This is a genomic window from Candidatus Peribacteria bacterium (assembly GCA_023038255.1).
GTDB lineage: Bacteria > Patescibacteriota > Gracilibacteria > Peribacterales > Peribacteraceae > CALREJ01.
In genome coordinates this window covers 37,180-62,850 of the sequence record CP082927.1, presented here as the reverse complement: position 1 = coordinate 62,850, position 25,671 = coordinate 37,180, and the positions used below count along the sequence as shown (strand labels likewise).

The window sequence follows — 25,671 nt, the reverse complement described above, 5'->3', positions numbered from 1 at the left end:
AGGGAAAATACGGGGGCTTACGACTGGGGCGGAGGTGCATCGACCACGACGCGATCGATTTTAGCCCCGACGCTGCGCAGCTTCTCGTCGAGCCTGTCGTGACCACGCTCAATGTAATGCACGTCTGTCACAATGGTGCGGCCTTCTGCGCAGAGCCCGGCAAGGACCATAGCGGCACCGGCACGGATATCATTGGATGCAACGGTGCGGCCTTTGAGAGGTGTAGGACCGATAATAAGCGCCTGATGGGCATTGAGGATTTCCATGTGCACACCCATCTTTTCCAGTTCGTACAGATACGCCATGCGCCCCTCAAAGATACATTCAAAAATACGGCTCACCCCCTTTGCCTGCGTCATCAACACTCCCATAGGGGCCTGTAAGTCCGTTGGGAAGCCGGGGTGAATACCGGTCTGCACTTTCATCGACTGGAGAATAGAGAGCTCGCCATCCACAAACAGCACACGCTCTGCGGGATCATATTTCCAGAGCCCCCCGGCGCGGCGGATAGTGTCGAGAAAGACAATCAGGTCATTGGCATCAACATCGCGGAGTCTCAGCTTTCCTTTTGTGACGAGAGCGGCAATAACGAACAATCCTGCTTCCAGATAATCAAACGGCACACGGAATTCAACCGCACGCAGGTGGCCGACTCCGTGGATGATAAGCGTGTTCGTGCCGATTCCCTCCACTCTTGCACCCATCTCCTGCGCCATACGGCAGACAGCCTGTACGTGGGGCTCAGCGGTGGCAATGTCGATGCGCGTCTCGCCGACCGTTGCGGCTGCAGCCCAAATCGCGATCTCTGTCGCGGTGACAGAAAAAGCGGGCATGATGATGCGGCTCGGCTGGAGTTTCCCCTGGAGGTGAATGACATCCGAGGTACTCATGTTCTCCGCACCCATCTGCATGAGAGCCAGCACATGCGCCTCAACCGGACGCTTGCCGAGCACACATCCACCCGGATAGGACATTTCAACAACACCGAAGCGTGCGAGGAGCGGACCCAGAAGCACAATGGCGCCGCGCAGCTTGGAGACAAGCTCGGACGGGATCGGTTTGCTTTCAAGTTTGGTGGTATCGATGGTGGCGGTACCGTTTTCAAAATGCGTCGTGGCACCGAGGAATTCGAGAATTTTCAGGAGGGTTTCTGTATCACGCAGACGTGGAACGTTGTGGAGCACAGTGATGCCACTCACGAGCACTGATCCGGCAATAAGCGGCAAGGCTGCATTTTTTGATCCACTGATCGTCACTTCGCCCTGCAAAGGAATACCGCCTGTGATGTGATACCGAATATCCATAGAGCGACGATTATAGGGGAAAATCTCCCAAAGATACTCAAAAATACGGGATTATTGGGCGATTTGGGTCGCAAAATGCTCTGTCATAAGCGGACGGCTCGCATTTGTCCGAAGTCCTTCCACAAGCTCATTTAACGCTTTTTGCTGTGCATGCGTGTACTCACCTTTCTCCCGGAGCGCGAGTGCGAGGTGAAACAGGAACCGTTCGGACTCTGCCCCACGTTCGTGCAGCGGTGTCAGCGCCATCATGCGATCGATGGGGGACGATGTATTCCAGAACGACATCGCCTGCTGATGGAACTGCTTCTCTTCACGCAGTGCATCGGGATCATTGGCCAGGCGGATCGCGCGGCCGGGGGCGCCCTGTGCGAGGTGCAGAATAAACCGGCGATCCTCTTCCTCTGTTTCTTCAAGCAGTGTTGCGACGTCCCGATCGGAGACGCGCTGGAATCGGATCACGCGGGATCGCGAGAGGATAGTGGGAAGTACGGTCTGGAGTGAGTCTGTCGTGAGCAGAAAAATGCGTCCGGGCGGCGGCTCTTCCAACGTCTTCAGGAGCGCATTCACCGCAGCGTCCTGCATACGTTCGATGCCGCGAATAAGACAGAAGCGATACTGACCGTTTCCCGTCTCCTGCAAGCGGCTCTGGATCTCGCGTACGTCGTCGATCCCAATGACATCCGTCCGCATGGCAGGTGCCTTTGCGCGATGCTGCTGGGGTACATTGCTTGAACGTGCGATGACATCCCAGTCTTCGCATTTGTCTTCAATCCACAGCTGATCCAGCACCATCAGATCCGGATGGATCATGTGCAGAATCTGGTGATCAATCTCCTCTTTTTCCTCGTGCGTTTTTCCCTCCGTCAAAAGCTCACGCGCAAACCACTGCGCCACCGTTGTCTTTCCGAGGTTCGGCGTTCCCGCAAACAAGTACGCGTGCGCGATATTCTTGCTTTCAATATCCGCTGCAAGTTCCGCAAGCTGGCGGGCATGGCCGATTATTTTTTGGGGAGACATGGGGGATAAGTCTAGCACAGACTTACATCCAAAACTCCGTAAAACGATACCCTAATTACCAACGGACAACGTAACACTCACTACCCTTGACTCTGCATGCGGCGCAGAAATAGTGACATATCCGGCGTTGTCACGGGAGATAAAGTAGAAAGTCTCTGCCTGACTTGTAATGAGCGGATCTTGAGGAATGGCAGGAAGATAGGTTCCAACCAGCACTTGAAGCTCCACAAAAGAAGAATCACATTCAGTATCGCTGCAAATTTCCAGGGATTCATTCAAAGGAATTCCTGATGGCAATGATCCATTGTGATCAAGAGCGTAGAAACGGATCGCGCTGAGAATACTGTTCACATCTGAACTTCGCTTATCATCTCTGCGAACACTGTCGTCTTCGCCGGATGTTTCCATTAATCCAAGGAGATAGTTATATGTCCGTGATGGCTTGTCGGTATTTTTCGTCTTCAAACGATAAATGATCTCCGCCATTTCCCCGCGGGTGATCGCCTGATTCAGACCGACAATAGAGAAAGGAATGGCATTTTCAGCAGCCAGAGCACGGACGTATTGCTCATACCACGGATGGTCCACTGTATCGACATCGGGGCAGAGCTTGCCGTTGCAGTGCTCTTCGCGATGAATCAGGTTATAGCCGTTTGCCAGAATTTTTGCTGCCTCTACAAAGTTAATATTCTGCGCGGGGCGGAAGGTATTGTCCGGATAACCACTCAAGAGCCAGCCATCACGCGCACGACAGACATGTTTCACGTACCATGCATCGCGCGGGACGTCGGAAAAAGGATAGAAAGATCCACATTGGTCGATCATTGCCTGCCCGTACAGCGCGACAGTGATGATTTTTGTGAACTCTGCGCGATTGATAGTCTGATCCGGCCGATACGTTCCATCAGCATAACCGGAGACAATACCTTCTGCCTTCACATACGCGATGGCATCTGCATTCGCATGAGTCGCTGATACATCGGTGAACCCAGACGCTTCTGCATCCCCGCCATGTGTCAGACACACTGGTGCAAAGTAATTGATGACGGTTCCATCTGCTGCACAACGCGCATGTGTAGTGCCGTCCTTACAGACATAAGGCTGGCATGTGTCGTCTGTTGATGCTGCGTTGAGAATCTTTTTCTCCTCCGCAGTCAGCGGCTTTTCGACCAGAGAGCGGCTCGTAAAGTCACAGAGGCCGTAAATAAATGTGTCAGGTATTTTACTGGCACGGAGGAAGAGGAGCATCGGCTCTTCCTCATGAAGAGCGGACTGATAATCCTTCGTGGAAGGCCAGACGCTTTCTATCACCTGCACTCTCGCACCAACCGTCACATCGCCTTTATACGTCTTCAGCACTTTTACATCCCAGTGGAACGATATCTCCTCTGTTGAAGCAAGCTGCAACGGCATCACTTCCAGAATGATTTCTGCTTGTGCAACGGCCTCTGTAAAGGGGGGAGCCTGCATACAGCTAAGTGCGCTTGCTTGTGTCGGCGGAAAGAAAGCGATGGCAGACAATACGAGACTTGCGATGGCAGATGAAGAGAGGAACATTTTCATGGGTAATGGGGAAGATAACGATCATTCTACATGGTATGACACTTCCTGGAATTCTTCCTTTCTTTATTGTCACATTTTGTTCAAAAGGGAGTCATAGAGAGGAAACTCTTCCCCCCATCATACTCATGGCCACCAAAAAACCAGAGCCTGTTCCACCCAAGAAAAAATCCTCCAGCATTGCCGGAGAAATTCTGGATGGAGTCGGATGGGTCGTCGCGGAAATTGCACTGCCCGTTCCGGATACACTTATCAATATGCTGAAGAAAAAGAAGAAGCCGGATGCGAAAGATCTGAAAAAGAAGAAGTGATCTTATTCGTCCTGTCCGTGACACTTCTTGTACTTCTTCCCGCTGCCGCACGGGCACAGATCATTGCGTCCGACTTTCTCCGATGACAAAGGCTTTGCCTGCGGAGTTGTGACGCGCTGCTGGCCACCGAGCTGCTGACGGACCGCCTGCCCGAGCATCGTGTTCTGGTTATTCTCATTCAGAACATTGAGCGCACCGACACCGGTCTGGTCGAGCTCTCCTTCAATCTGTGCTTCGTTCGTGGTGAGACCTGCAAGATCCTGTTCGGCCTGCTCAAGAATCTGGCGCGGCGCGAACTGGGCAAAATCAACCTGGAGAATGGCGCGCACAATTGCGCTTTCGATGTTATTCAGCAGACTCTGGAAGCGGCGGAAGCCCTGGTCCTGATACTCAATGACCGGATCACGCTGGGCGTAGCCGGCAAAGGCCACCTGTTCGCGCAGATGTGCCATGTCATCGATGTGATCCATCCAGTGCGTATCAATGGAACGCAGGGTGATGACGCGTTCTGCCTGCGCCACAATGTCTTCGCCACTCTCTTTGCACTTGATGTCGTAGAACGATCCGAGCGCCTGCTCGACGGCGTCTGCCATTTTTTCCTGCTCCACAAATGTCTTCAGTTTTGCTTCACTGAGAATCTCTCTGAACTGCGGATGCAGACCACTTAATTCATCGACAATTTTTTCAATAGCCCACTGATCCGGATCCTGTCCGACCGCATGTGTCATGACAATATTGCGTCCTTCTTTTTTGATAGAACGCAGAATATCTTCATGCAACGATCCATCAGCATTTTCGTTTCCCATAACCGATAACCCATCACCCATAACCTGTTCGTCGATCTTCTCGAGAATCTTCTGCCTCCGCTTATAAATAAGCGCACGATGCTTGTTCATGACGTCGTCGTACTGGAGCACGTGTTTACGGGTGTCGAAGTGATGTCCTTCCACGCGCTTCTGCGCACCTTCAATACTGCGGCTGACCATACCGTTTTGCAGCGGCACATCTTCCGGCACATTCAGACGTTCCATCATCATCTTCAGACGGTCACCACCAAACAAACGCATGAGATCATCTTCCATGGACACAAAGAACTGAGACTCTCCCGGATCACCCTGGCGTCCGGCGCGACCGCGGAGCTGGTTATCAATGCGGCGGGATTCATGACGTTCTGTTCCGAGAATCGCGAGACCACCAAGGTCCTGCACACCGTCACCGAGTTTGATATCTGTTCCACGACCGGCCATGTTGGTCGCAATCGTCACTGATCCTTTCTGTCCGGCTCCGGCGACAATCTCTGCTTCCTGTTCATGATGCTTGGCGTTGAGCACCTGGTGCGGCACATTTTCCTGCTTAAGGAGAAGCGAGAGGACTTCGGATTTTTCGATGGATGTTGTGCCGATGAGCACCGGCTGACCGAGTGCATTTTTCTCTTTTGCGAGCTTTGCGACAGCTTTGAATTTCGCAGACACAGTGCGATAGATGGCATCGGAACGGTCGTCGCGGACCATCGGGCGGTGTGTGGGCACGACGAGTACGCGGAGCTTGTAGATGGATTCAAATTCCTCTTCTTCCGTCTTTGCGGTACCGGTCATACCGGCGAGTTTTTTGTACAAACGGAAGTAGTTCTGGAACGTGATGGTTGCGAGTGTTTTTGATTCGCGCTGCACTTCCACCCCTTCTTTCGCTTCAATCGCCTGATGCAGACCGTGGCTGTAGCGGCGGCCCGGCATCAGACGTCCGGTAAATTCATCGACGATCACGATTTCGCCGTTGTTCGAGACCACGTAATCGACATCACGCTGATAAATGGCATGCGCGCGGAGCGCCTGTTCGATGTGATGCACTTCTTCGAATCCTTTCTCGGTGTAGATATTTTCCACATTGAGAAGCTCTTCCATTTTCTTGATTCCTTCATCACTCAACACCGCTGCACGCTGCTTTTCATCTTTCGTGTAGTGCACATTCTCCTGCAGGTTTTTTACAAGCATCGCGTACTGCATGTACTTGGTTGTGGATTCCTCCGCCGGCTGGCTGATGATGAGGGGGGTGCGGGCTTCGTCGATGAGAATCGAGTCTACTTCATCCACAATGGCGAAGTTTAGTCCGCGCTGCACCTGCTGCTTGATGCTGCTCACCATGTTGTCGCGCAGGTAATCAAACCCGTATTCGTTGTTGGTTCCGTAGGTAATGTCTGATGCGTAGGCGGCGCGGCGGTCTTCGGTGTTAATGCCATGGACGACGACACCAACCGTGAGACCGAGTGCCTTGTAGAGCACTCCCATCCACTGGCTGTCGCGCTTTGCGAGGTAGTCGTTCACCGTCACAACGTGGACGCCTTTGCCACTGAGAGCATTGAGATACACCGGCAATGTAGACACGAGCGTCTTTCCTTCTCCTGTTTTCATTTCTGCAATCATGCCTTTGTGCAGCGCCGCTCCTCCCAGAATCTGCACATCAAACGGCACCATATTCCACACAAATTCCTGACGCCCGATTATTTCCTTGTGGCCAACCAGCAGTTCACAGGCACGGATGGCGACGGCGAATGCCTCCGGCAGAATCTGATCGAGTGTCATGCCATCCGCAATTTTCTTTTTGAGTTCTTCAGTCTTTGCAGGCAAATCGGCCAGAGTCAGGGCGCGGATCTCCGGACGCTTTTCGAATGCTCTCACCTCTGCAACCACAGGGCGGATTTTCTTGAGTTCTTTTTCGTTCGGGTCGCCGAGGAGTTTGTTGAGGGAATCGAGAATAGCCATACGTTTGAGAATATCTGAATGAAGAGCGAAGAGTATAGCAATCCTCGCCTTAAACGCATCTTTTCCCCGTCTTTTTGGGTATTATTCATAGTTGATTAAATCCATAATTTGTTGTATAATGTTAACAATTCATACCAATATACACTCTATGCAGTTTTCACTCCGCGAACACCGTCTTTGCCCTCGTACACACTCTCCGCAGCCGGATTATCGTGATGACGCCTTTGGCAATCTCCCGGACGGCACCCTCTTTACAGAAGCGGGAGACGATAAATTGTGGGAAAAGCAGGGCGACCGGCGTGTGCGCATCACGGCACCGACGGAAAGTGATCTTGCGAAGAGACAGTCTATACAGGAACAGAGAGAGTATGCGCTACGAATGAACCAGGTGCGCACTGAGGCCAATAAACTACCCGTCCCGGATCTGCCTGACCCTATGCGCATCAGCAATAACATGGATGCCAATAGGCGTGTGGAGGTTGCGTATGTTCCAGGCCAGGATGAGATTCGTAAAAAATACGAAACCCTCCTGCGTACACCCGTCCACTACAGGCCCCTGCCGGGTCCGCTGCAGATTATGCGCGAACGCGAAGAGTTGCTGCTTGCAGAGAAGGCCCGTGGGACGAATCAGGAGACACTGGATCATCTTCAGACCATGTTATTCCGCTCTACTGAATGGACAGATGTTCCGGTCGGATCTTTCTTCATGACCACCACAAAGCCGCACGAAGACACAATGGTCTATCTGAAAAATGGTGAGGGCCATTGCGAGAGCATCTGTACGTTCAATGCGTGGCAAACCGATCTTCTGCATGCGCAGTACGAACGGAAAGACGTGGCCTTTAAAGACATTCAGAGAAACGGTAAAAATGGCCCTGAACCCGTTGTGGTACTGGCTGCGCTCAAGCCGGAAGAAATGCAGCGCCTGATTGACGTGCATCACGAGGAGCTTGGAAGACACAAAAAGGACATTACCCAGGCACAGAAAGATTTTGATGCCGCACACATCGACGCGATCAACAGGTTCTGGGAAGCCCAGGCTGCGTAACATCACCATCCTCTCCCATACCACGGCTGCAGCAAGCCTGTACCGTAGGTTTGGGGTGCGAGAAATGCAGGAAGAATATCTGCAACGGGCTGTAGTGTTGCGGGCTGTAACGAGAATGAATCGATGATGATGCGATGGTCGGGGATGAGTTCGCCGCTCCAGGACGACGCTGCGAGCTGCGAGCTATGGGCTGCAAGATCTGCGACGGGAACGAGTGTTGGATCTTCCCAGGGCGACTCTTCAATGCCGAATGTACGAACAAAGACATCCGTTTTCTTTGTAGAATGAAACCAGATGAATGGGTTATTGGTGATTGGTGATTGGTTATTGGGGTTCTTAGATCGTACGTAGTACAAATCAGACAGATGAATGCCTGTAGCGGGGATCTTCAACTGATCAGCGATGACATTAGCCAGTGATGCCGCCATGCGCAGACTGGTAAATCCGCCCGGACCGACTATACAGGCGATATGTGTGAGGTCTTTGTAGGTCCAACCGGCCTTTTGCAGGGTTTCTTCGAGTAAGGGCATCAATCCACTGTCGCCAATACGGTGATCCACGGGGGTGTAGGCAACCGTCTTTTCTTCAGTCACAAGCGCAAAGCAGGCTTCTGCCTCCGGAGAAGAGTTATTGCTTGCAAAGTTCAGGAAAATCGCTTTCATAGGCCCGATTGTAGACCTATTTGACAAAATACTGAAATTATATTAATTTACTACTATGAATACAGCCAACTGTCTTTCCCGCATCGAAGAAACATATCCTCTCACACCAGTGGAAGGAGAGGCTTCTTATCTGGCAATTTTACGTGAAAGCGTCATCACTGCAGTCCGGCTCCATCTGATTCTCCGGGCTGATGATGACAAAGTGACATCCGCTCACATACAGAATTTAATTAATGCAGTGCAACAGATATACACAGTGGCACTCTGTCGTATTCCTGAAATTTACGAATCCTATGGGACTATTATCCGCCCCCTCGATCTGCTGAAGGAGCAGATTCAATATTCTGAGCCCACACCGGTTGAACCTGCGCTACAATCGATCTATGCCGAACCAGCCGATCCTCTCGGTCATCATCCCCACACACAAACGGGCGGTCATTTTGGAGAAATGTCTGCAGGCACTGGCGAAACAGACCATCACAAATCAGCTTGAAGTGATTGTCGTCCACGACGGTGAAGACGACGAAGAGACCCGTGTCATGCTGAACCCGTCAACGCATGACCTGTCCATCCAGTATTTTGCCATTCCAAAATCGCAACAGGGAGTCGCGCGCAACCGTGGAGTGGAGAAGGCGACTGCCCCGTATGTCCTTTTTATTGGTGATGATATTTTTCTGGCGCCGGATGCGTGCGAGAAACATCTGCGGATGCAGACACAGGCCTCAACGCTCAACCCGCGCCCCATTGCCGTACTTGGATTCACGACATGGGACCCGGCATGCGGCATTAATAGCGTGATGCGCTGGCTCGAAAAAACAGGCTGGCAGTTCGGGTACCCGATCATCAAAAAATACGCAGGCATGCTGATTCCGGCAGAAATGCAGGAGCGTTTCACCTACACCAGCAACATCAGTGTACCGACTGCCATTGCGAAAAAATTCCCGTTCAACGAAGACGCAACACTCTACGGCTGGGAAGATATTCTCTGGGGCAAGCAGCTGCGTGACGCAGAGATTCCGCTCTTCTACGAACGCGATGCGACGGCGCTGCATCATCATCACATCGAACTGGGTGATTCTCTCAAACGTATGGAAACACTCGGCACATCCCTCACACTCTTAACCGCGGATTATCCGGAACTGGGACGGATGCCAACCGGGCTGAAACTGCTTGCATACAGGCTAATTGCCCTGACGCCGACCATGCGGGGACGGCATTACCGGGCGTTTTTGAAGGGCCTGAGCAGCCGCGAATAACCTTGCGCTGCATGTCAATTTGGCTATACTAGCTATGGTTTCAGTAATTCACACTATTCCGTAGCATCGGAATGGTGGTTTTGCCGCACACTTCGGCTCCGCTCAGTGTGACCAACCCGCATCCCTCAATCTTAACCCCTCATCCTATGCGCGCATCATTCATCGCCGCTATCAATCAGATTTGTTCCGAGAAAAATGTCTCTCCGGAGCAGGTCATCGAAGCCGTCAAACAGGCTATCGCTACCGCATACCGCAAGGACTACGGTAACAAAGAAATGGAAATCCGCGTCGAGCTCGACGAAGGTGCGGAGATGCCGCGCATTCTGCTCATCAAAGAAGTCGTGGAGGAAGTGGAAAACGAGAACTTTGAAATGAAGTTTGACGATGCCAAGCGCATCAAGCGCGATGTTGAGGTTGGTGACGAAGTGGAGATTGATGTGACGCCCGCAGAGTACGGACGCATTGCTGCGCAGGCTGCCAAGCAGGTGATCCTCCAGAAACTCCAGGAAGCAGAGCGCATGAGCTTGTTTGAAAAGTTCAAGGACCGCGAAAGCGAACTCCTGACAGCAACTGTCACGAAGGTCGACCCGAACTGGGTGACGCTCGAAATTGAAGGCATGACCGTCTCGCTCCCATGGCGTGAGCAGATCCCCGGCGAACACTACTACACCGGTAAGCGCATCCGCGTGTTCCTGGAGAAAGTCGAAATGACCGGCAAAGGACCACAGCTCAAAATCAGCCGCACCCATGCGCTGCTTGTGAAGAAACTGCTTGAACTCGAAATTCCGGAAGTCCGCAATGGTGATGTCGAAATCCGCGGTATTGCCCGCGATGCCGGATTCCGCAGCAAGGTCGCCGTCAGCTCCAAGGACCCGCGCATCGACCCGATCGGCGCCTGTGTCGGACAGAAAGGTGTGCGTATTCAGGCGGTGATGGAAGAGATCAATGGTGAGCGCGTCGACATGCTTGAGTGGAGCGAGGACGCCATCAAACTGATTTCCACTGCTCTTCAGCCCGCTGCCATTTCCGCCGTGATTATTGTGAACGGAACCGAGCAGGTGGATGACCAGGGCCGCCGCATCAAAAAGCGTGCAGCCGTGTTCGTCGAAGAAGCACAGCGCCCGATGGCGATCGGAAAGAAAGGCCAGAACATCAGACTCGCAACGGACCTGACAGGCTTCGAACTCGACATGTATAACTACGAAGAGCTGCCTGCGTTCAAGGCCAAGCTCTCGTCCCTCCGCGACGGCACAGAAATGATGCAGTCGGACACGGTTGAAGAGACCAACGCAGAAGCAATTGAAGAACTGCAGGAGAAGATTGAGGTTGTCCCCGCGGCAGACGTTGCCACCGGGGAAGCGGCATCTCTGACTCCGGACAGCGATCAGCCGATGGCAGGGGAAGGAGCTGTGGCTGCGTAATGAACGGGTTATGAGTTATGGGAATATGGGTTATGGGGTCTCTTATAGGTTCCCATAACCCATAACTGATTTCCCATAACCATTATCTGCTATCCTCCCTCCATGAAACTGCCCCCCTTCCCCTTTACCGTCCTCGACACAGAAACAACCGGCTTCGTGCCGAAAGTGCATCATGTCATTGAATTTGCATCCATGCAGGCAAGAGACGGTCAGGTGACAGATACGTTTGAGCAACTGCTGAGCGTGACAGAAGAAATCCCAGCACACATTCAGATCCTCACGCGTATTTTCCCGGAGGATATAAAAGACAAGCCGCGCTTTGAGGAAAAACTGGAGGAGATCCGCGGACATATTGGGGAAGATACATTGCTCGTGGGACAAAACCTTGGCTTTGATATCGGGATGATCCGCGGTGAGGGGATTGATCTGAGTAGTCGCCCGTGGATTGATACCTCAATGCTCGCATCGCTCGTGTTTCCGGAGTTCCGGAGCTACTCACTGGCGTACATGAGCGCGACGCTCAAGCTGAATCATGCACCTGCGCACAGAGCACTCGGCGATGTCCGCGCCACACTCGAACTGCTCGGAAAAATCTGGGAGAGACTGCTGGAATTGAATGCAGAGGAACTGGCCTTTGCAAAAGACATGCTCGGACGAACGGGTTCCGGGTACGCTCGACTCTTCGATGCGCTGCCGCAGGAAGGAGGTGCAGGAGCATCGTGGATTGCACCACTAGCTGGAGATCAGGGAGCGGCGATCGGGGAGCGGAAAGTGACAGTTGTGAAACCTGCGGTAGGAACCGTGCAATTGTATGAAGAAGGCCTCCATCCGGACGGGCTCCAGGAGATCATCAATGGTGCTGCGGAGAGCGACGGGACAACGTGGATTGCGGTCAAGAATCTGGAAGCACAACTGAGCCGCCTGCATATTCCGGACCATGTCACCGTCATCCACCCCGCACATCTGCTCCTCAACCCCGATGCAGAAACCGCCCTGCTCGCGCAGACATCCATGACATCGGACGAGGCACTGCTCGCCATGAAACTGCGCTGGTTCAAGCCACGCACACGCAATGACTTTTCCCTGCACGGAGTGGAAAAAGACATCTGGTACGGCAAGCTTGCCTGCACCGAACAGGCGGATGCATATACGTCACAGTTTAAAACATCCTCCAGCGTGTTCCTGCTGGACCACCGTCAGCTCCTTGCGTTCCTAGCTGATGCGGGACATGCCGCGCATAGCGCCCTCACCAAAGATGCACACATTATTATTGATGATGCCTCCATGCTGGAGGACACCGCCACGAAGGCCTTCGGGCATGAATGCAGCATCGACAATCTGCGCGCCGCATCATCCGGAGATGAGATGCTCACCAGCCTCACGGATCTGCTGAGTATCTGGGTGGAAAAAATCCGCCAGGGTGGAGACGTGCACTTCATCACCAAAGGCGATCTCGACACCCCCGAAACCAAAGGCCTCCGCGCACAGGTAGGGGACATCCTGTCGGGCACAGATCTCCCCGAAAAAACCCGCCAGATGCTCCTCGAACTCGCTGCCCTGCTGGAGCCCTCTCTTCTGAGCGAGAACATTGTCTGGGCCGAAAGCCGCATCAACGGAAGTCTGTACCTGAACGCCGCGCCCGAATACGTCGACCGTTTCCTCGACCGGTATTTGTACGACGTCTACGCCACAACACTCCTTGTCCCGCGCGGCTGTACCGAGTCTGTCGTGGAAGTGGTGCCCCCGAAGCGCCCCGTACTTTCCACCATTGATGACCGGCGCACACCCTGTCCTGTCACTGTGTCTTTCCCGGATGACATGACATCGGCAACGTTCCTGAAAGATCCTCTCCCCGGAAAAACTATTATCCTTGCCGGCAGCAAGCGCACCATCGAGCAGCTCTACATTGACCACACGCAGAACCTCGAACAGAAAAACGTGACACTGATCTGCCAGGGCCTCTCCGGCGGACAGAACCGTATGGAGTCAGAATTCCTCACGAGCGAAGGCACCACCATCATGATCCTCACGCCGTGGATGTACGAAGGCTCCGAGCTCCCGCAGAACTCCGTCGACCGCCTGATTCTGGAGGCACTCCCATTTGATCACCCAAACCACCCGGTCTTCGGCAAGCGCAAAGACCACCACCGTAATTCCTTCGAAGGCTACGCACTGCCGAGGGTGGAGTGCCGTGGCTTCCGGTTACTGCGTATGTTCTGCAGGCAGCGCGTTGATGGCGGGGAGATGATGGTGCTGGATAAAAGGCTCAAGGAAAAAGGCTACGGCAAACGCGTGATTGCGTATCTGGCACAGTTTGGCGAAAGCGATGATGTGCAGGCGGATGAAGCTCCCGCGAAAAAGGAGCCGGATCAGTTGAAGTTGTTCTAATCAGTGATGACCCTGTAGTCAGACACCTTCGCAGAATTATCGAGCGTGAATACCAGCCATTCATCATCAATACTCAAAAATCCTCGCTCCGGCCCGAGCCAGTAGACTAAATCATACTCTGAAAAATAATCCGCCGGTGTCGGATCGCCGAGTATGGCAATAACTTCTGTTTTCGTTCTGCCATGAAAATCAACAGTCTGAAGCAGGCTATCAACCATTTGTGTCCGCTTTGGATTCGCAGCTCTCCCATCAACACCGGCGAGCCAATCAGACTCGCTAAAAGCTACTCTGGTACTGTAATCCTGAATCATCGATCCCCACACAGGCCATGTAAAGACAGCAAAAATCAGGAATAAACCTCCACATAAAACTGCCAATAGAATCGATAGTCGTCGCATACTCATGCAACCACTATAACAGTTCCTCATTCCTCAATCTCAACCCTGTCGCTTACTCCACCGATTTCACCGGCGGCACGCAGGTGATATTGTTGTCCTCCCCCGTGTCATTACATCCCGGCGGCGTTTCACACTGTGTTGCGCGACCGTTCGTATACAGAATATAGCGCGGCTCATTGTCGTCGCACTGTTCGCGGCAGGTCCACGGCTCGTTCACGCCCCCTGTGAATGCAAAGTCCACGAGGATGGGCTCACCCGTACAGGTACCAATCTCCTGCGGAGGTGGTGGCGGAGCCGGTACATAGGCGCGCGGGAACAGGCTCTGCACAGCAACAATCAGGAGAATAAGTCCGCAGACGCCGGCGACGATGCGATCGAGGTTCTTCATTGGATAAATGGTAGCAAAAGATTGAGGAATGAGGAATGAGATTAAGGGAAGCTTTCAGCTTTCAGAAATAAAGACTGACAGACGTCATGGTCTAAGAGGTACAAGGGGTGGCTCCCGGCACCAACGAGGGGTGTTGCGGCAGGTGGAGAGGCGTTTGGTGCCGGTGCGTTTCTTTGGTTCTTTCTTGTCGGGCAGACAAGAAAGAACGACCCCGAAGGGCAAACAATACAAAAACAGAACAACCACATACATCACACTTCGAGCGTCCTCCAGCCTTCGCTAAAAGCTACGGCCGGCAAGCAGTGTGACACTTCTAATCCGCCCCTTTCCTCGAACACACTACCACCACCGTCCTCCACAAAATCCACAAATCCAACCAGAGCGTCCACTCCTCCACATACTTCAGATCCAGCGCGACTTCCTCGTCAAACTTCAGGTCTGAGCGACCGGAGATCTGTGCAAGCCCTGTGGCACCCGGGCGAACAGCGAACACACGGCGCTGATATGAGCTATAGAGTTTGACCTCCTCGGGCAGATGCGGACGTGGCCCTACAAGGGACACAGAGCCCCCCAGAACGTTCAGAAGCTGCGGGAACTCATCAATGGACCAGCGGCGGAGAAACGCGCCTACACGGGTCACACGCGGATCATTTTTGATTTTGAAGAGCGGACCGTCCTTGCGGTGATTTTTATCGATGAGTTCCTGCTTGCGCTTGTCAGCATCGGGAATCATCGAACGGAACTTGAGCACGCCTATTTTTTTCTTTCCCTCTTCGCCCACACGTTTCGACACGTAGAAAATGGGCCGACCGGAATCGATGAGAATGGCGAGCGTGACAATCAGAAAAACGGGGGAGAGCAGGACAAGGAGAATCAGGCTGATGATGATGTCGAATGTGCGCTTGAAAATACGTCCCCATCCATCCAGCGGCGTGGGGCGGAAGCGGATCATGGGGAGTAATCCCAAGCGTTCAACCACAAGCTGATGCGGGACATCCGCAAAGACCGGCGGCAGGAATGCGTAGCCGATATGGTGGCTGCGACAGAAGTCGATGAGCAGAAGGGTGGTATCACTTTCAGGGTTGGGATCTGTCTGAAGTACAAGATCCAGATTCTGTTTGCTGCTGAGTTTCATGATGGCATCCAGATTCGTCACGTGTCCCAAATACGCATACCGCGCATCCCGTGCAAGAGTCCTGCGCGCACTGTCTGCCAGTTTCTGCTTCCCAACTGAGACCACATACCGCACCCCAATTCCCGACCGCAGAAGCGACCGCTGCAACACCGTCACACTCGCACGTCCGAGGATGGCGAAGAATGTCATGAAGAACAGCGAGTGCAGCAGCAGGATACGGGAAAAAAACAACTGCCTGCGGACAAGGAAAAACCACGCCATTACCAGGACCAGCCAGAGAAGGGTGACAAGCAATATACGTGCCACTTCATTCCACGCACTACGCGTCGACTGCAATGCATACAGCCCAACCATAGTGGCAATGCCAACGTAGACCGCGACGCTCGGAAGGATAAAGCCGCGGACGTACCACCAGAACTCGGGCAGCGTGGATGCTGTGTCGAGCAACTGGACCGACGGCACGAGATCGATATTCGCCTCACGCAGGCGGTAGCTCAAAAGCAGCGCTGCACAGACAGCAAGCGCATCCAATGGAATACGCGCCAAGCCGAAGAGGGCCTCGGACTTTTTCATAGTTATGGAGAGTATACACAAAAAAGCCACGCTAAGCGTGGCTGCTTTATCCTGCTCTTGTACGCCGGATTCTGTCACTCTTGCGAGTGGATGATCATCTCTCTGGGGTACCAGTTGCCTGGATACCTCGATGCGGAGGGGTAGATGGAGTGACGAAACCATCACTGATTCCAAAAACCCAATTCCTCCTTGCTCCACCATGAGTTTACCGATTATGCATACACGTGTGTTGCACAATCCACGGTACTCCGTGGCGTTTCACTCCCCACTAAAGGGGATCGTCTCTGTGGCACTTGTCCTACCCCGATTTTATGGATTATATCGAGGCGACGGCCGTTAGCCGCATGGCGTTTCAGTGGAGTCCGGACGTTCCTCCCACAATCTCAGCCGAGGCTGGATTGGGGCGATCATCAAAGAGCAGAACCCTATTATGCCGGAAATGCCTGAATTTGACAATAAAAGGCTTGGGATTTTGCCTCAGCAAATGTAAAGTGCCCGAGTTCCTAAGTTCGCCGCTTTAGCTCAGTGCCCAGCCTCACATAGTGAGGCGTCAGGAAACAATGTAACTCGGTCGGGTATGAGTAATAGGGTAAAATCCGTAAGTACGCCGCTTTAGCTCAGTGGTAGAGCAACTCACTTGTAATGAGTAGGTCGTCGGTTCAAATCCGACAAGCGGCTCCACTAAAATGATTGACAAATATCCCTCACTTTTTACTATAGGGCCCCGCTCTTTGCTATCGCCGCTATCTGCTTCCTGCGTTGTGCTCACTCTTGAGGGTGGCGCTGGGAGGAGAGGTCACTCTCTTTTATTTTCATGACCTGCAAAGGAGCTGGAGAATTGAGAACACGTCTGGAATTCACTACGGATGATCTGTGTATGATCATTATGGCATGGGAACTTATTTTTACGAAAGGAGTCAGTACGACGAATGCCATCCGTCATTTCCTGGAGGCCGTCCGACGGTGCATGCCAATAGACAGGCTGCAGGAGCGGAGCAACGCGATCACATGCAGCATTCCCAAGATGTCCTACAGCTGTAATGCAGAGCACATCTTTCTGCTTGATGGCGAAATCAGTTTCTCCATCAAAAGGCGTCTTGAGACGCTGTACGACTGGCACGTTTGTATTGCAGGGTTTCATAGCCAAATGGGTGATGAAGATCCTCTGCATACAGCATATTGCGTACTGCGATCAGAAGGTTTTTGCGAAATGAAGATCTGGAATGCCAAACATACAGATACTCCGGAGGATATTTTAGAACCTGAATCAGAATATGAGCTGGTCCTTACGTAACTGACGAAAAAGAGCGTTTCCACCTTTTCCCTTCAGGACTCTGGCGGCCTATTGCTGTCAGAGTCTGATTTTACGTACCCAAAAGCAGGGTATGACACATAAAATTGACAACTCCTTTGACCAATACCATAGTGTCGCGCGATCCTTCAAAACCCCGTAGGTCTCCTTCCTGCATCGCGCTTTTTTAGAAAGAGTGCAGTGCTGGGAGAGGACAGTGTGTTCTCTTTATTATCCGACAAGGAGGAAATTATGCAGAGGCTAAGTTTGACAGTCCGGACAGGCAACCTCGATCTGGCAATGGCATTACTGAAAATCATGCCAGGTTTGAAAGGTCCAAAAGCCTATGACGCAACGATCAGCGTCTCAGCGTGCCAATCATTTTTACGATCAATCGGGGGGAAGAACGAAGAGGAATGTACGCGACGCTACATTGAAGCGGCCACGTCCGATCCTATTGAACAAACGGAAACAGACGATACGATCATCTTTCGATTCAATGGTGCATGTTTGAGTGTTGCAGCGTTGACGAATGACTCGGACGAGATCGTCGGATGGGAACTGGATTTTGCCGTCGATACAATGGTCATGCGCGACATTCTCGACACCATCGACGCCACTCCGCCCCTGGAATCCTGTTTGATCAAAACAAAGTTGCTGCAGGGCAGACGACGTACGTCGACAGAAGCGCTCCGGCAAAGCATCACTGCCACCGCTTCGTAGTCGGAACATAGCACCCAAATTATCGATGTGGGAGAACAACTATTCCTTTCCTTTTTTGACCTTCGCCCGAGCGCGGAGGTCTTTTTTACGCAGCCTTCTTTTTCCCATTCACCGGAAAGGTCACCGTAAATGTTGTTCCTTCATTCTCACGGCTCTTGAATTCAATCGTGCCACCAAGGCGCTCGACAATGGATTTCGTGATGTAGAGTCCGAGTCCGTTTCCATCGGTATCCATCTGGCGGACGTTCTTTGCACGGAAGAAGCGCTGGAAAACACGCTTCTGTTCGGCAACCGGAATACCGACACCTTCGTCCTGCACAGAGAACACAATAGTGCTCTTATTCGCAGAAAATCCAATACTGATGCGCTTTCCTTTGCGGGAATATTTCACAGCATTGCTGACCAGGTTCTGCAGCACAATACGCAGCAGAGTCGGATCGGTTTTGACCATAATCTTGCGGCGCGGGGCGCTGAGCATGCAGTGCAGACCTGCTTCGCCTGCCATCGTCTCGCAGTCTTTTTCCATTTCGCGGACGAGTGCGCCGGCGTCGATGATCTGCATTTCCGGACGGAGACCTTCGCCTTCCAGATGGGATGCATGGAGAAGGGCGGTGAGCAACGCGACCATACGGTCGAGACCATGATCAATTTCTTTCAGGTACGAACGCTGGTCCGCTGTAAGTGTTTTCTTTTCCTCGTCAAAGAGTTCTACATACCAGCGGATGGCGGAGAGCGGCGTGCGGAGCTGGTGTGATGCGAGCGTGATGAATTCGGACTTGAGATAATCAAGTCTGCGTTCTTCTGTAATATCCTGCAGCACAATGATGGCACCGAAGAATGTTTTGCCGTCAGTGAGCGGACTGACTGCAAGAAGAACCGGCAGCATGGTGCTGTCCGTGCGCATGATGTTCCAGTGTGCATCAGCAGGGGAGCGGACCTGGCGGCGTTTCTGCAGGCAGGTGGTAAGCGGGTGTGTGATGCCAAGGGGTGTGCCGCGGTGTCCGCGCAGATCCAGTGCCTTCACGGCAGATGTACCAATGATTGTTTCTTTCTTGCGTGCAAGCAGACGGGCGGCGGCGGGGTTAACCCCCATAATCATGCCTTTGCGGTCGACGGTGATCACACCCTGATCAATGCTGTCGAGAATCGTACGATCGAGTGTGTACTGTTTCCGGAGTGCGGCAGTGCGCTGTGTAATTTCGTGTTCCTGATTTTTGTAGAGCTGTTCCAGGCGCACACTCATATCTGCAATCTGATGCTCAAGCATTTCCACTTCGTCGCCGGTGCGGACAGTCTGCTGGATTTTCCAGTGACCCGGGCGCAGCTCCGACACGCGGCGTGCAAGACCGCGGAGCGGGGCTGTCAGTTCGGAAGAGAGGAGATAGGCAAGAGCAATCGAGAGGAGAATGAGCAGCGCGCCAAGCATGGCAGCAGAGAACGCAAGCGATTCTGTCTGCTGGAGAGCGGTATCGCGATCAATCTGCACCGCCATTCCCCAACCAAGAGAAGGCAGCACACGGTACGCAGCGAGCGCATCGCGCCCCTGTTCATCGTAAAAACGTCCGACACCTTCCTCTCCAAAGACGCCACGGGCAATCGGCATACCGGCAACACCATCATCGGCTGTTTTTACATAGAGAATGTAGGACTGCTCTGCATTTCTATCGGGGTGCATAACGATAATGCGACCGCTCTGTTCCACCCCGAAAATCGTGCGGGCGCTGCCACCCAGAGCGGGTGCCAGGCGCAGGAGAGGCTCAATGAATGGTGTAGCGCGGTAGCGAAGCGCAATGATTCCAATCTTATTCGCCTGCTCATCCCATACCGGCGTAAACGCGTCATACCACTGCCAGCCGGTTTTCCCTATCACCGGACGGTGAAACGGCATGCGCAGTGCTTCTGCAGGTAACCCGACAGCCTCTCCGGCCTGTCCGAGAATCTGGGTGCCGGCATTGTAGACTTCGATACCGGCAAGGGCCGGCTCATCACGCTGTAACACGGCGAGCAATCGTCCAAGCTCTGCTGATCCCGCCTGGCCCGCAAAGACACGCTTCACCTCTGTATTTGCTGAAAGTAAGGATGCGCGTTCGCGTGCGAGGGACAGCGTTTGTTCCAAACCTTCCTCCGATGCAGTTGCAAGAGAGGAGAGCTGTGTGAGCACCGATTCCTGCAAAATGCGCTGTGCGATGATGAACGACACCGTTGAAAAAAGCACAATGATGAATGTGGTCAGAATCGCAGCCTGCATGACCATACGACGCAGAATCGAGGTGCGTGATGCTGCCAATGGGGACGGCGCAGGTGCGTCTGGCATAGAATGTGTGTTTTCCTCTTATTATAGCAAAAAAGTCCGATTTTCGCCAGAGAAGCCGGCCAAGCCGTTCCGGGATTCTGGCTGTTATAATGACTTTAAAACCCTGTTTAGCGCGTCACAACGATAGATTTTTCCTCGGCGAGCGGGGCCGTAACCGTCAGACGGCTGTTTGTGTTCTGATGGATGAAGTACATGGTGCCCGTTCCGTTTTCCGGCGCACGCGGATCAATGGGGATAGCGACCAGATACGAACCCGATAGTATTCTCAGATTCACACCGTTGTTGCAGCTCGTTGCCGTGACAGTACAAATACCCCGCGGCGTATCTCCCTGAGGGATTCCTCCGGGCAGTATGCCCTTATGATCAATGGTGTACTGATACACCGCATTCAGAATCGCATTCACATCACTCTGCCGCTTTGCATCACGACTGGATGCAAGTTGGCGCGTGGGGCTGAGAGCGGCGACAACAATCGATGCGAGTGCACCAATGATGCCGATCACCACCAGAAGTTCCAGAAGCGTAAAACCCGCGCGGCGATGACAAAGGGAAGGATGCATCAACCGGCAGTTTATCAATGATTCTTTTTATAAAGCAATGCCCCCTTGCGGAGGCATTGTTTGCTCATACTTTTTCGATACTAAAAGACGGACGATTAGCGCTGTGCGCTGATCGTGACGCCCTGTTCTGCACGAGGTGCGGAAACAGTCACGCGGTTGCTGCTGTCGATACCGATGACGTAAGCGGTTCCACCGGAAGCGGAATCGACCTGCGGATCCATCGGGAGTTTGACAATGTAGGAACCTGTGAGGACATCGAGATCGACCTTACCCGTACAGTCAGCTGCGCCTGTTGCGCAAACCATCTGAGCGGTGGTGGTGATGGTTGTCGGGAGGTTACCGTTGTTGTCGATCGCGTACTGGTACACGGCGTTGAGGATGGTGTTCACATCCGCGCGGCGCTGTGCGTTGCGAGCGTCAGCCAACTGCTTGGTCGGGTTGATCGCCACAATGACGATGGATGCCAGGATGGCAATGATGCCGATCACGAGCAGGAGTTCAATGAGCGTGAACCCTTTTCGTGCTCGAAGAGCAGAAAAACTCATAAAAGTAAGGGAAGAGAATGATCGGACAGACAAGAATCTGTCCTGGAAGTGGACCTTATTGTAACAACAATGGGCGCACGTAAAATTTTTCTGTCTTGACTGCACTCTGAAAGAGGACGGGTTATGCGGCGCTAGGTACATGTCATCGGCAATGTCGCTTCCAGACAGTCAGCCGACACCGGATCATAAATCTGCCAGTTGAATGTATTGGCCGGCAGGCAAAATGGCGCTACACATTGGTCATTGGCACCGGATGGAAGATCATTCGGAAAAAGTGTGATGCTGCTTCTGAATATTTCCCCGTAGGAGTGCGGCTGCTGGAGGCGCGTGGTGCGCGAGACATTGAAGATAATTTCGACACTCGGATGGGTGTCTGATACCGACGTGTTTCTGACTTCAAAATGTGTGATTGCCACCTGTGATGACGTGATGATTTCTTTGGTGACACGCTCAATGACAATCAGAGAGCCGCTGTTGATGCCGACTATAGTGGGATTGATAGCTCCCGAACTTGTCTGCACTACAAGAACCGATCCTGTCATACCGAGCGCAGGCGTAATAATCCGCTCACCGTTCCGGACGCGCTGGGTAATGTTCTGCATGGCCTGCACTCCGTTTCTTTCGACGAGAGAAATAGTCTGCTGCAGGAGTCTGTCTTCCGCAGCCATGAAGAGCAACGGAAGGACGGCGCCCATCACAATGCCCAGCAGTGCAGCAAAAATCAGCAGCTCCACGAGTGTACTGCCGGCCCGACGCTGGAAGAAACGGTTGGTCATGTGCAACGGGTGAATGCGGTGACTTCCTGCCAGGAACGGATAGTCGTAAGAGGGAAAATCCTGTTCACCTGTATTTCGACACGCCGGGTCACCGGACCGCTCACGCTTTCAATGCAGAGCGTGCGGTCGAGATTCCCGCTGCCGCCTATGTCATACACTTTGCAGGTCCCCCTGGCGAATGTGAATGTTTCATTCCCCGCGTAGGTCGGGTCAAGACGCAGGGAGCGCAGGGAACGTTCAGCACAAATCTGCATCAGTTCAAATGCATGCTGGGAACGCTCAACCAGTGCGCCGTTCTGTTCCGCCGCCCATCCAAGCAGGAGCAGGGAGAGAAGTGTGGTCGACGCAATCGCCCCGATCATGAGAACCGTGACCAGGAAGACATAGCCGTTGCGTGCGCGTAGATGCATCATGGGCAGTTTCCTCCGGAAGCAGCGGGGCTGAATATCAGAATGGCACTGTCAGTTGTCACAAACACCCTGTCACGCACAGCGTCGTACGTCAGTCCGCGCCCGAGGCCGGTAGAAGAGTTGTAGGAATACAGTTCCGGCAGTGTTGTTTTATTGCGCATGTTCACCACCTGGAATGCTTTGCGTCCGGAGCTGACCGCTACGAATGTGTAGCAGCGGTACGGATCCATATCGACATCCAGGAGACTGCCGCTTGTTTCGTGATACCACGGACCAGGCAGGGCGGAAGGCACACCGCTTCCGACACTGAAGAGCGCCATCTCGGAAATACTTGTCCCTTTTTCTGTTCCGAGAATAGCCGAGGTGCCCGACACGGCGATGGCAATACCGTTCAGTGTACGGTCGGTCAGGTTGAAAGTCCCGTTGGCTGTGATCGCACCGGTTGCAGATGTGTACATCACTGTCAGCTCTCCCGTATCCTGCGCGCTGCCGATATAAGCCGACGTCCCGGACAGGGCAATGGCATGCATGGTTGCTGTATCGTTGATGCCACTGGTCAGGACAACGCTGCCGCTGTTGGAAATATCAAATGCATACAGTTCATACTGGCCCGCTGTCGCGCTGTACGTGGCGGTCACATAGAGATCATAAAAGCCCGTCGCGAGCGATGTACCAAGTCCGTTCCCCGGCAGATTATAACTGGTGATAAGGGTGGGGACTGATGGGTTCGTAATGCTATACACCTTCAGCTCTGCATTCGAATCTGAAGTCAGAACGTACATGCGCTTGCCGCGGATGACGACATCGTACGCACTGTAACCGATGGAAAATGCGCTATTCAGTCGTGCCGGCGTTGCGGTATTGGCAATATTGATCATGTACAAACCCGTCGTTGCATTGCATGTGACATAGGCAACGTTTCCCGCAATCGCAAGCTTGTTGAAGAGCGGGGTTCCACCAGGCGCCAGACTTCCTTCCAGTGTCGGTGTTCCCCAGTTGCCGACAGATTTGGCAGATCGCCAGTCAGTTACTTCCCCCGTCAGCGTAATAACCCCCGCTCTGTTGTATCCGTGTTTCCAGCTGGTTGTCCCGGTAAATGCCAGCCAATCACTGGCCTTCGAAGAAATAGTCACACTGGTGACGTACGAACCACTCAGCGTCATGCTCGTGCCGCTGAACGCCCAGCGATGTGTTGCCGGATTCACCCAGACTCCTTTTGTTCCTGTTGTCACCGACGAAAACGAACCATCGCGGATAGCCCGGACTCCTTCCATGGTACGGGACGCAAGATAGACGCCGCGGGTGCGGTCACCGGCATTCACCGTATTTTCCTGTCCGTACAAAAGCGTCATGCCGAGTGCGGACATGAAGATCGAAAAAATCGCCATACCGAGCAGCGCTTCCAGGAGCAGATAGCCCGGCCGTTGTTTCCTATGGATGACAGGAACCATACGGAGAGACAGAGTACCTTATAGAAACAAAAAATCCGAAGTGCGAATATGCAGGACCTGATCGCACTTCGGATTTGGAATGATCATTTAGCAGGACGGAGCCTGGAATTTAACGAGCACAATACCATCCTGGAAGTCAGCAGATGTGCAGGTAGGACAGTCGGCGTAGTTGAAGTCCACAATCATAACGACATCATACTGTCCGATGCTGATGCGGCCATTGACCGTAATCGGCTGGAGGAGTGATGACACGCTTTGCTGCCCGCTGGAGCCCGGAATGGTTGGCGCAAGATCACCGTTTCTGAGGACTTTCACAGATCCGTTATTCACATTGCTGACAACTGTGTTGTCATAGGTCAGCCAGCCGTTGTCGTTGTAGTACGCGCGGAATTTCAGGACAACCTTGTCGCCGTTTTTAAATCCGGTCACGGTCTGCGTTGCGCCCCCTGTGCCGTTGATGGCATTGCCGCTAAAGAGATTGCTCGCGCTGTTTCCATTGGCTTTCTTGGAATATTTGACGGTAACCGGCACTGTCGGGCCGCCGTTTCCGTATCCGAACTGTGCACCGAGTGACTGGAAGATAACGCTGAGCGGACCGGTTGTTGTAATGGTGTTATCGGCAGAGACAGAGAAGCGGTCAGCACAGGTTGCACTGGCTACGCTGCTGGAGAGGGAAGAAGGCGCCGAGCTAGAACGTGATGATGATACTGAACTGCTGGAACGTGATGACGAGCGGGAGCTGCTGACAGAACTTGCAGCTGTGGCACAAGCACCGAGCGTGTCACCGTGATTCTGGTGTCCCGGCCATGCCGCATCGGGGATCACTTTTGTCTGCTCTGCAGATCCGCCGATTTTGTGACAAATGGTGAGATTGTCCCCTTCGACCACAGCAATTGTTTCTTTCTGCACTTCAATTTCAATAGTGCGCTGTTCGCTGTCGAGCGCAGTCAGAATAATGGAGCCGGTGGAGCTGGGCTGGCCTTTCACTTTTGTATAGGAAATGTCGAAAATACCGGTGACCGTAATAGTCGACGGCATCGGATAGGTCTCATCTGCTCCGGCAACGCGTGTTGCATAGGAATCACCTTTGTAGAGAATGCCGGCCGGCACGTAGAATCCCCACCCTGCATCACTTTGTGCAGACTGTGAAAGCAAACGCGCGCGCGCCAATCCCTGCGTCACCTGTTCGGTGGCAACGTTCAAATCATTGCGAACCTGGTAATCACGATAGAGCGGAACAGTGACACCACTGATCACGCCGATAATACCGATCACCATCAGCATTTCCACGATAGTAAAGCCTGCGCGCTTCATAGGAGGGGCGGGGAAGGAGGAAGAGTTCATCGGTGATTCTATTCCACCTTTCACGCTTCTTCTTGTG

Annotated in this window: 23 protein-coding genes, 1 tRNA gene and 1 other RNA gene; 9 read left to right on the top strand and 16 right to left on the bottom strand. The window is 53.1% G+C overall.

What is annotated here, in order from left to right; genetic code table 11:
• Positions 1 to 17 precede the first annotated feature (17 nt).
• The 3 genes from murA to K8942_00275 are packed head-to-tail and all read right to left on the bottom strand — an operon-like array spanning position 18 to position 3,884.
• Entirely contained in the window at positions 18 to 1,304 is a 1,287-nt protein-coding gene (gene murA / locus K8942_00285; GenBank protein ID UPA22640.1) for a UDP-N-acetylglucosamine 1-carboxyvinyltransferase, read from the bottom strand.
• Between the two features lie 51 nt (positions 1,305 to 1,355).
• Positions 1,356 to 2,321 carry an AAA family ATPase gene (locus K8942_00280; GenBank protein UPA22639.1) on the bottom strand — a complete coding sequence of 322 codons (966 nt, stop codon included), beginning with the start codon at positions 2,319 to 2,321 and terminating at the stop codon, positions 1,356 to 1,358.
• Between the two features lie 51 nt (positions 2,322 to 2,372).
• On the bottom strand, positions 2,373 to 3,884 hold the full coding sequence (locus K8942_00275) for an S-layer homology domain-containing protein (protein UPA22638.1): 1,512 nt from the start codon (positions 3,882 to 3,884) through the stop codon (positions 2,373 to 2,375).
• Between the two features lie 125 nt (positions 3,885 to 4,009).
• Between K8942_00275 and K8942_00270 the strand changes: the two genes are divergently transcribed.
• A complete protein-coding gene (locus K8942_00270; protein ID UPA22637.1) occupies positions 4,010 to 4,192 on the top strand; it encodes a hypothetical protein in 183 nt (60 codons plus the stop codon).
• Positions 4,193 to 4,194: 2 nt separating this feature from the next.
• Here the strand turns inward: K8942_00270 and secA are convergent, their stop codons facing one another.
• Positions 4,195 to 6,951, bottom strand: coding sequence for a preprotein translocase subunit SecA (gene secA / locus K8942_00265; GenBank protein ID UPA22636.1), 2,757 nt, complete (start codon positions 6,949 to 6,951; stop codon positions 4,195 to 4,197).
• A 148-nt stretch (positions 6,952 to 7,099) separates the two neighbouring features.
• Here secA and K8942_00260 point away from each other — a divergent pair, with 148 nt between their 5' ends.
• Positions 7,100 to 7,999, top strand: a complete 900-nt coding sequence (locus tag K8942_00260; GenBank protein ID UPA22635.1) for a hypothetical protein — start codon at positions 7,100 to 7,102, stop codon at positions 7,997 to 7,999.
• A 2-nt stretch (positions 8,000 to 8,001) separates the two neighbouring features.
• On the opposite strand, the gene tsaB is transcribed toward K8942_00260, so the two are convergent.
• Positions 8,002 to 8,661 carry a tRNA (adenosine(37)-N6)-threonylcarbamoyltransferase complex dimerization subunit type 1 TsaB gene (gene tsaB / locus K8942_00255; GenBank protein ID UPA22634.1) on the bottom strand — a complete coding sequence of 220 codons (660 nt, stop codon included), beginning with the start codon at positions 8,659 to 8,661 and terminating at the stop codon, positions 8,002 to 8,004.
• Positions 8,662 to 8,716: 55 nt separating this feature from the next.
• Here tsaB and K8942_00250 point away from each other — a divergent pair, with 55 nt between their 5' ends.
• From K8942_00250 to K8942_00235, 4 genes are all read left to right on the top strand, one after another.
• Complete coding sequence (locus K8942_00250) at positions 8,717 to 9,154, top strand: hypothetical protein (GenBank protein UPA22633.1); 438 nt, start codon at positions 8,717 to 8,719, stop codon at positions 9,152 to 9,154.
• Positions 9,045 to 9,917 (top strand): glycosyltransferase family 2 protein, encoded by an 873-nt coding sequence (locus tag K8942_00245; GenBank protein UPA22632.1) that lies wholly within the window; start codon positions 9,045 to 9,047, stop codon positions 9,915 to 9,917. Before K8942_00250 ends, K8942_00245 begins: the two co-directional genes overlap by 110 nt.
• 146 nt (positions 9,918 to 10,063) lie before the next feature.
• A complete protein-coding gene (gene nusA / locus K8942_00240; protein UPA22631.1) occupies positions 10,064 to 11,338 on the top strand; it encodes a transcription termination factor NusA in 1,275 nt (424 codons plus the stop codon).
• Between the two features lie 102 nt (positions 11,339 to 11,440).
• Positions 11,441 to 13,726: a hypothetical protein gene (locus tag K8942_00235; GenBank protein ID UPA22630.1), complete on the top strand. Its 2,286-nt coding sequence runs from the start codon at positions 11,441 to 11,443 to the stop codon at positions 13,724 to 13,726.
• Here the strand turns inward: K8942_00235 and K8942_00230 are convergent.
• From K8942_00230 to rnpB, 4 genes are all read right to left on the bottom strand, one after another.
• On the bottom strand, positions 13,723 to 14,124 hold the full coding sequence (locus K8942_00230) for a hypothetical protein (protein ID UPA22629.1): 402 nt from the start codon (positions 14,122 to 14,124) through the stop codon (positions 13,723 to 13,725). The two genes, K8942_00235 and K8942_00230, sit on opposite strands and share 4 nt — an antisense overlap.
• Positions 14,125 to 14,176: 52 nt before the next feature.
• The gene (locus K8942_00225; protein ID UPA22628.1) at positions 14,177 to 14,512 is read right to left on the bottom strand and encodes a hypothetical protein; all 336 of its coding nucleotides are present in this window, start codon (positions 14,510 to 14,512) and stop codon (positions 14,177 to 14,179) included.
• A 313-nt stretch (positions 14,513 to 14,825) separates the two neighbouring features.
• Entirely contained in the window at positions 14,826 to 16,220 is a 1,395-nt protein-coding gene (locus tag K8942_00220; GenBank protein ID UPA22627.1) for an exopolysaccharide biosynthesis polyprenyl glycosylphosphotransferase, read from the bottom strand.
• Between the two features lie 45 nt (positions 16,221 to 16,265).
• Positions 16,266 to 16,643, bottom strand: an RNA gene (gene rnpB, locus K8942_00215) — RNase P RNA component class A.
• A 183-nt stretch (positions 16,644 to 16,826) separates the two neighbouring features.
• On the opposite strand from rnpB, the gene K8942_00210 reads away from it, so the two are divergent.
• From K8942_00210 to K8942_00200, 3 genes are all read left to right on the top strand, one after another.
• Positions 16,827 to 16,901: transfer RNA gene (locus K8942_00210), tRNA-Thr, on the top strand.
• Between the two features lie 196 nt (positions 16,902 to 17,097).
• Positions 17,098 to 17,514 carry a hypothetical protein gene (locus K8942_00205; GenBank protein ID UPA22626.1) on the top strand — a complete coding sequence of 139 codons (417 nt, stop codon included), beginning with the start codon at positions 17,098 to 17,100 and terminating at the stop codon, positions 17,512 to 17,514.
• Between the two features lie 264 nt (positions 17,515 to 17,778).
• On the top strand, positions 17,779 to 18,234 hold the full coding sequence (locus K8942_00200; protein ID UPA22625.1) for a hypothetical protein: 456 nt from the start codon (positions 17,779 to 17,781) through the stop codon (positions 18,232 to 18,234).
• A gap of 85 nt (positions 18,235 to 18,319) precedes the next feature.
• Here K8942_00200 and K8942_00195 read toward each other — a convergent pair whose 3' ends face one another.
• From K8942_00195 to K8942_00165, 7 genes are all read right to left on the bottom strand, one after another.
• Positions 18,320 to 20,548: a PAS domain-containing protein gene (locus K8942_00195; GenBank protein ID UPA22624.1), complete on the bottom strand. Its 2,229-nt coding sequence runs from the start codon at positions 20,546 to 20,548 to the stop codon at positions 18,320 to 18,322.
• A 107-nt stretch (positions 20,549 to 20,655) separates the two neighbouring features.
• Entirely contained in the window at positions 20,656 to 21,108 is a 453-nt protein-coding gene (locus K8942_00190; protein UPA22623.1) for a type II secretion system GspH family protein, read from the bottom strand.
• A gap of 95 nt (positions 21,109 to 21,203) precedes the next feature.
• Positions 21,204 to 21,653 carry a type II secretion system GspH family protein gene (locus tag K8942_00185; GenBank protein ID UPA22622.1) on the bottom strand — a complete coding sequence of 150 codons (450 nt, stop codon included), beginning with the start codon at positions 21,651 to 21,653 and terminating at the stop codon, positions 21,204 to 21,206.
• A gap of 131 nt (positions 21,654 to 21,784) precedes the next feature.
• Positions 21,785 to 22,429 (bottom strand): hypothetical protein, encoded by a 645-nt coding sequence (locus K8942_00180; protein UPA22621.1) that lies wholly within the window; start codon positions 22,427 to 22,429, stop codon positions 21,785 to 21,787.
• Positions 22,426 to 22,842 (bottom strand): hypothetical protein, encoded by a 417-nt coding sequence (locus K8942_00175; protein ID UPA22620.1) that lies wholly within the window; start codon positions 22,840 to 22,842, stop codon positions 22,426 to 22,428. The genes K8942_00180 and K8942_00175 overlap by 4 nt, the downstream gene beginning before the upstream one ends.
• On the bottom strand, positions 22,839 to 24,290 hold the full coding sequence (locus tag K8942_00170; GenBank protein ID UPA22619.1) for a hypothetical protein: 1,452 nt from the start codon (positions 24,288 to 24,290) through the stop codon (positions 22,839 to 22,841). Before K8942_00170 ends, K8942_00175 begins: the two co-directional genes overlap by 4 nt.
• A gap of 87 nt (positions 24,291 to 24,377) precedes the next feature.
• Positions 24,378 to 25,604: a prepilin-type N-terminal cleavage/methylation domain-containing protein gene (locus tag K8942_00165; GenBank protein ID UPA22618.1), complete on the bottom strand. Its 1,227-nt coding sequence runs from the start codon at positions 25,602 to 25,604 to the stop codon at positions 24,378 to 24,380.
• Between the last annotated feature and the right edge of the window lie 67 nt (positions 25,605 to 25,671).

Bases quoted from the DNA above. Each gene is read 5' to 3' on its own strand.
- murA (UPA22640.1), bottom strand. From the start codon at position 1,304: ATGGATATTCGGTATCACATCACAGGCGGTATTCCTTTGCAGGGCGAA.
- K8942_00280 (UPA22639.1), bottom strand. From the start codon at position 2,321: ATGTCTCCCCAAAAAATAATCGGCCATGCCCGCCAGCTTGCGGAACTT.
- K8942_00275 (UPA22638.1), bottom strand. From the start codon at position 3,884: ATGAAAATGTTCCTCTCTTCATCTGCCATCGCAAGTCTCGTATTGTCT.
- K8942_00270 (UPA22637.1), top strand. From the start codon at position 4,010: ATGGCCACCAAAAAACCAGAGCCTGTTCCACCCAAGAAAAAATCCTCC.
- secA (UPA22636.1), bottom strand. From the start codon at position 6,951: ATGGCTATTCTCGATTCCCTCAACAAACTCCTCGGCGACCCGAACGAA.
- K8942_00260 (UPA22635.1), top strand. From the start codon at position 7,100: ATGCAGTTTTCACTCCGCGAACACCGTCTTTGCCCTCGTACACACTCT.
- tsaB (UPA22634.1), bottom strand. From the start codon at position 8,661: ATGAAAGCGATTTTCCTGAACTTTGCAAGCAATAACTCTTCTCCGGAG.
- K8942_00250 (UPA22633.1), top strand. From the start codon at position 8,717: ATGAATACAGCCAACTGTCTTTCCCGCATCGAAGAAACATATCCTCTC.
- K8942_00245 (UPA22632.1), top strand. From the start codon at position 9,045: ATGCCGAACCAGCCGATCCTCTCGGTCATCATCCCCACACACAAACGG.
- nusA (UPA22631.1), top strand. From the start codon at position 10,064: ATGCGCGCATCATTCATCGCCGCTATCAATCAGATTTGTTCCGAGAAA.
- K8942_00235 (UPA22630.1), top strand. From the start codon at position 11,441: ATGAAACTGCCCCCCTTCCCCTTTACCGTCCTCGACACAGAAACAACC.
- K8942_00230 (UPA22629.1), bottom strand. From the start codon at position 14,124: ATGCGACGACTATCGATTCTATTGGCAGTTTTATGTGGAGGTTTATTC.
- K8942_00225 (UPA22628.1), bottom strand. From the start codon at position 14,512: ATGAAGAACCTCGATCGCATCGTCGCCGGCGTCTGCGGACTTATTCTC.
- K8942_00220 (UPA22627.1), bottom strand. From the start codon at position 16,220: ATGAAAAAGTCCGAGGCCCTCTTCGGCTTGGCGCGTATTCCATTGGAT.
- K8942_00205 (UPA22626.1), top strand. From the start codon at position 17,098: ATGATCATTATGGCATGGGAACTTATTTTTACGAAAGGAGTCAGTACG.
- K8942_00195 (UPA22624.1), bottom strand. From the start codon at position 20,548: ATGCCAGACGCACCTGCGCCGTCCCCATTGGCAGCATCACGCACCTCG.
- K8942_00190 (UPA22623.1), bottom strand. From the start codon at position 21,108: ATGCATCCTTCCCTTTGTCATCGCCGCGCGGGTTTTACGCTTCTGGAA.
- K8942_00185 (UPA22622.1), bottom strand. From the start codon at position 21,653: ATGAGTTTTTCTGCTCTTCGAGCACGAAAAGGGTTCACGCTCATTGAA.
- K8942_00180 (UPA22621.1), bottom strand. From the start codon at position 22,429: ATGACCAACCGTTTCTTCCAGCGTCGGGCCGGCAGTACACTCGTGGAG.
- K8942_00175 (UPA22620.1), bottom strand. From the start codon at position 22,842: ATGATGCATCTACGCGCACGCAACGGCTATGTCTTCCTGGTCACGGTT.
- K8942_00170 (UPA22619.1), bottom strand. From the start codon at position 24,290: ATGGTTCCTGTCATCCATAGGAAACAACGGCCGGGCTATCTGCTCCTG.
- K8942_00165 (UPA22618.1), bottom strand. From the start codon at position 25,604: ATGAAGCGCGCAGGCTTTACTATCGTGGAAATGCTGATGGTGATCGGT.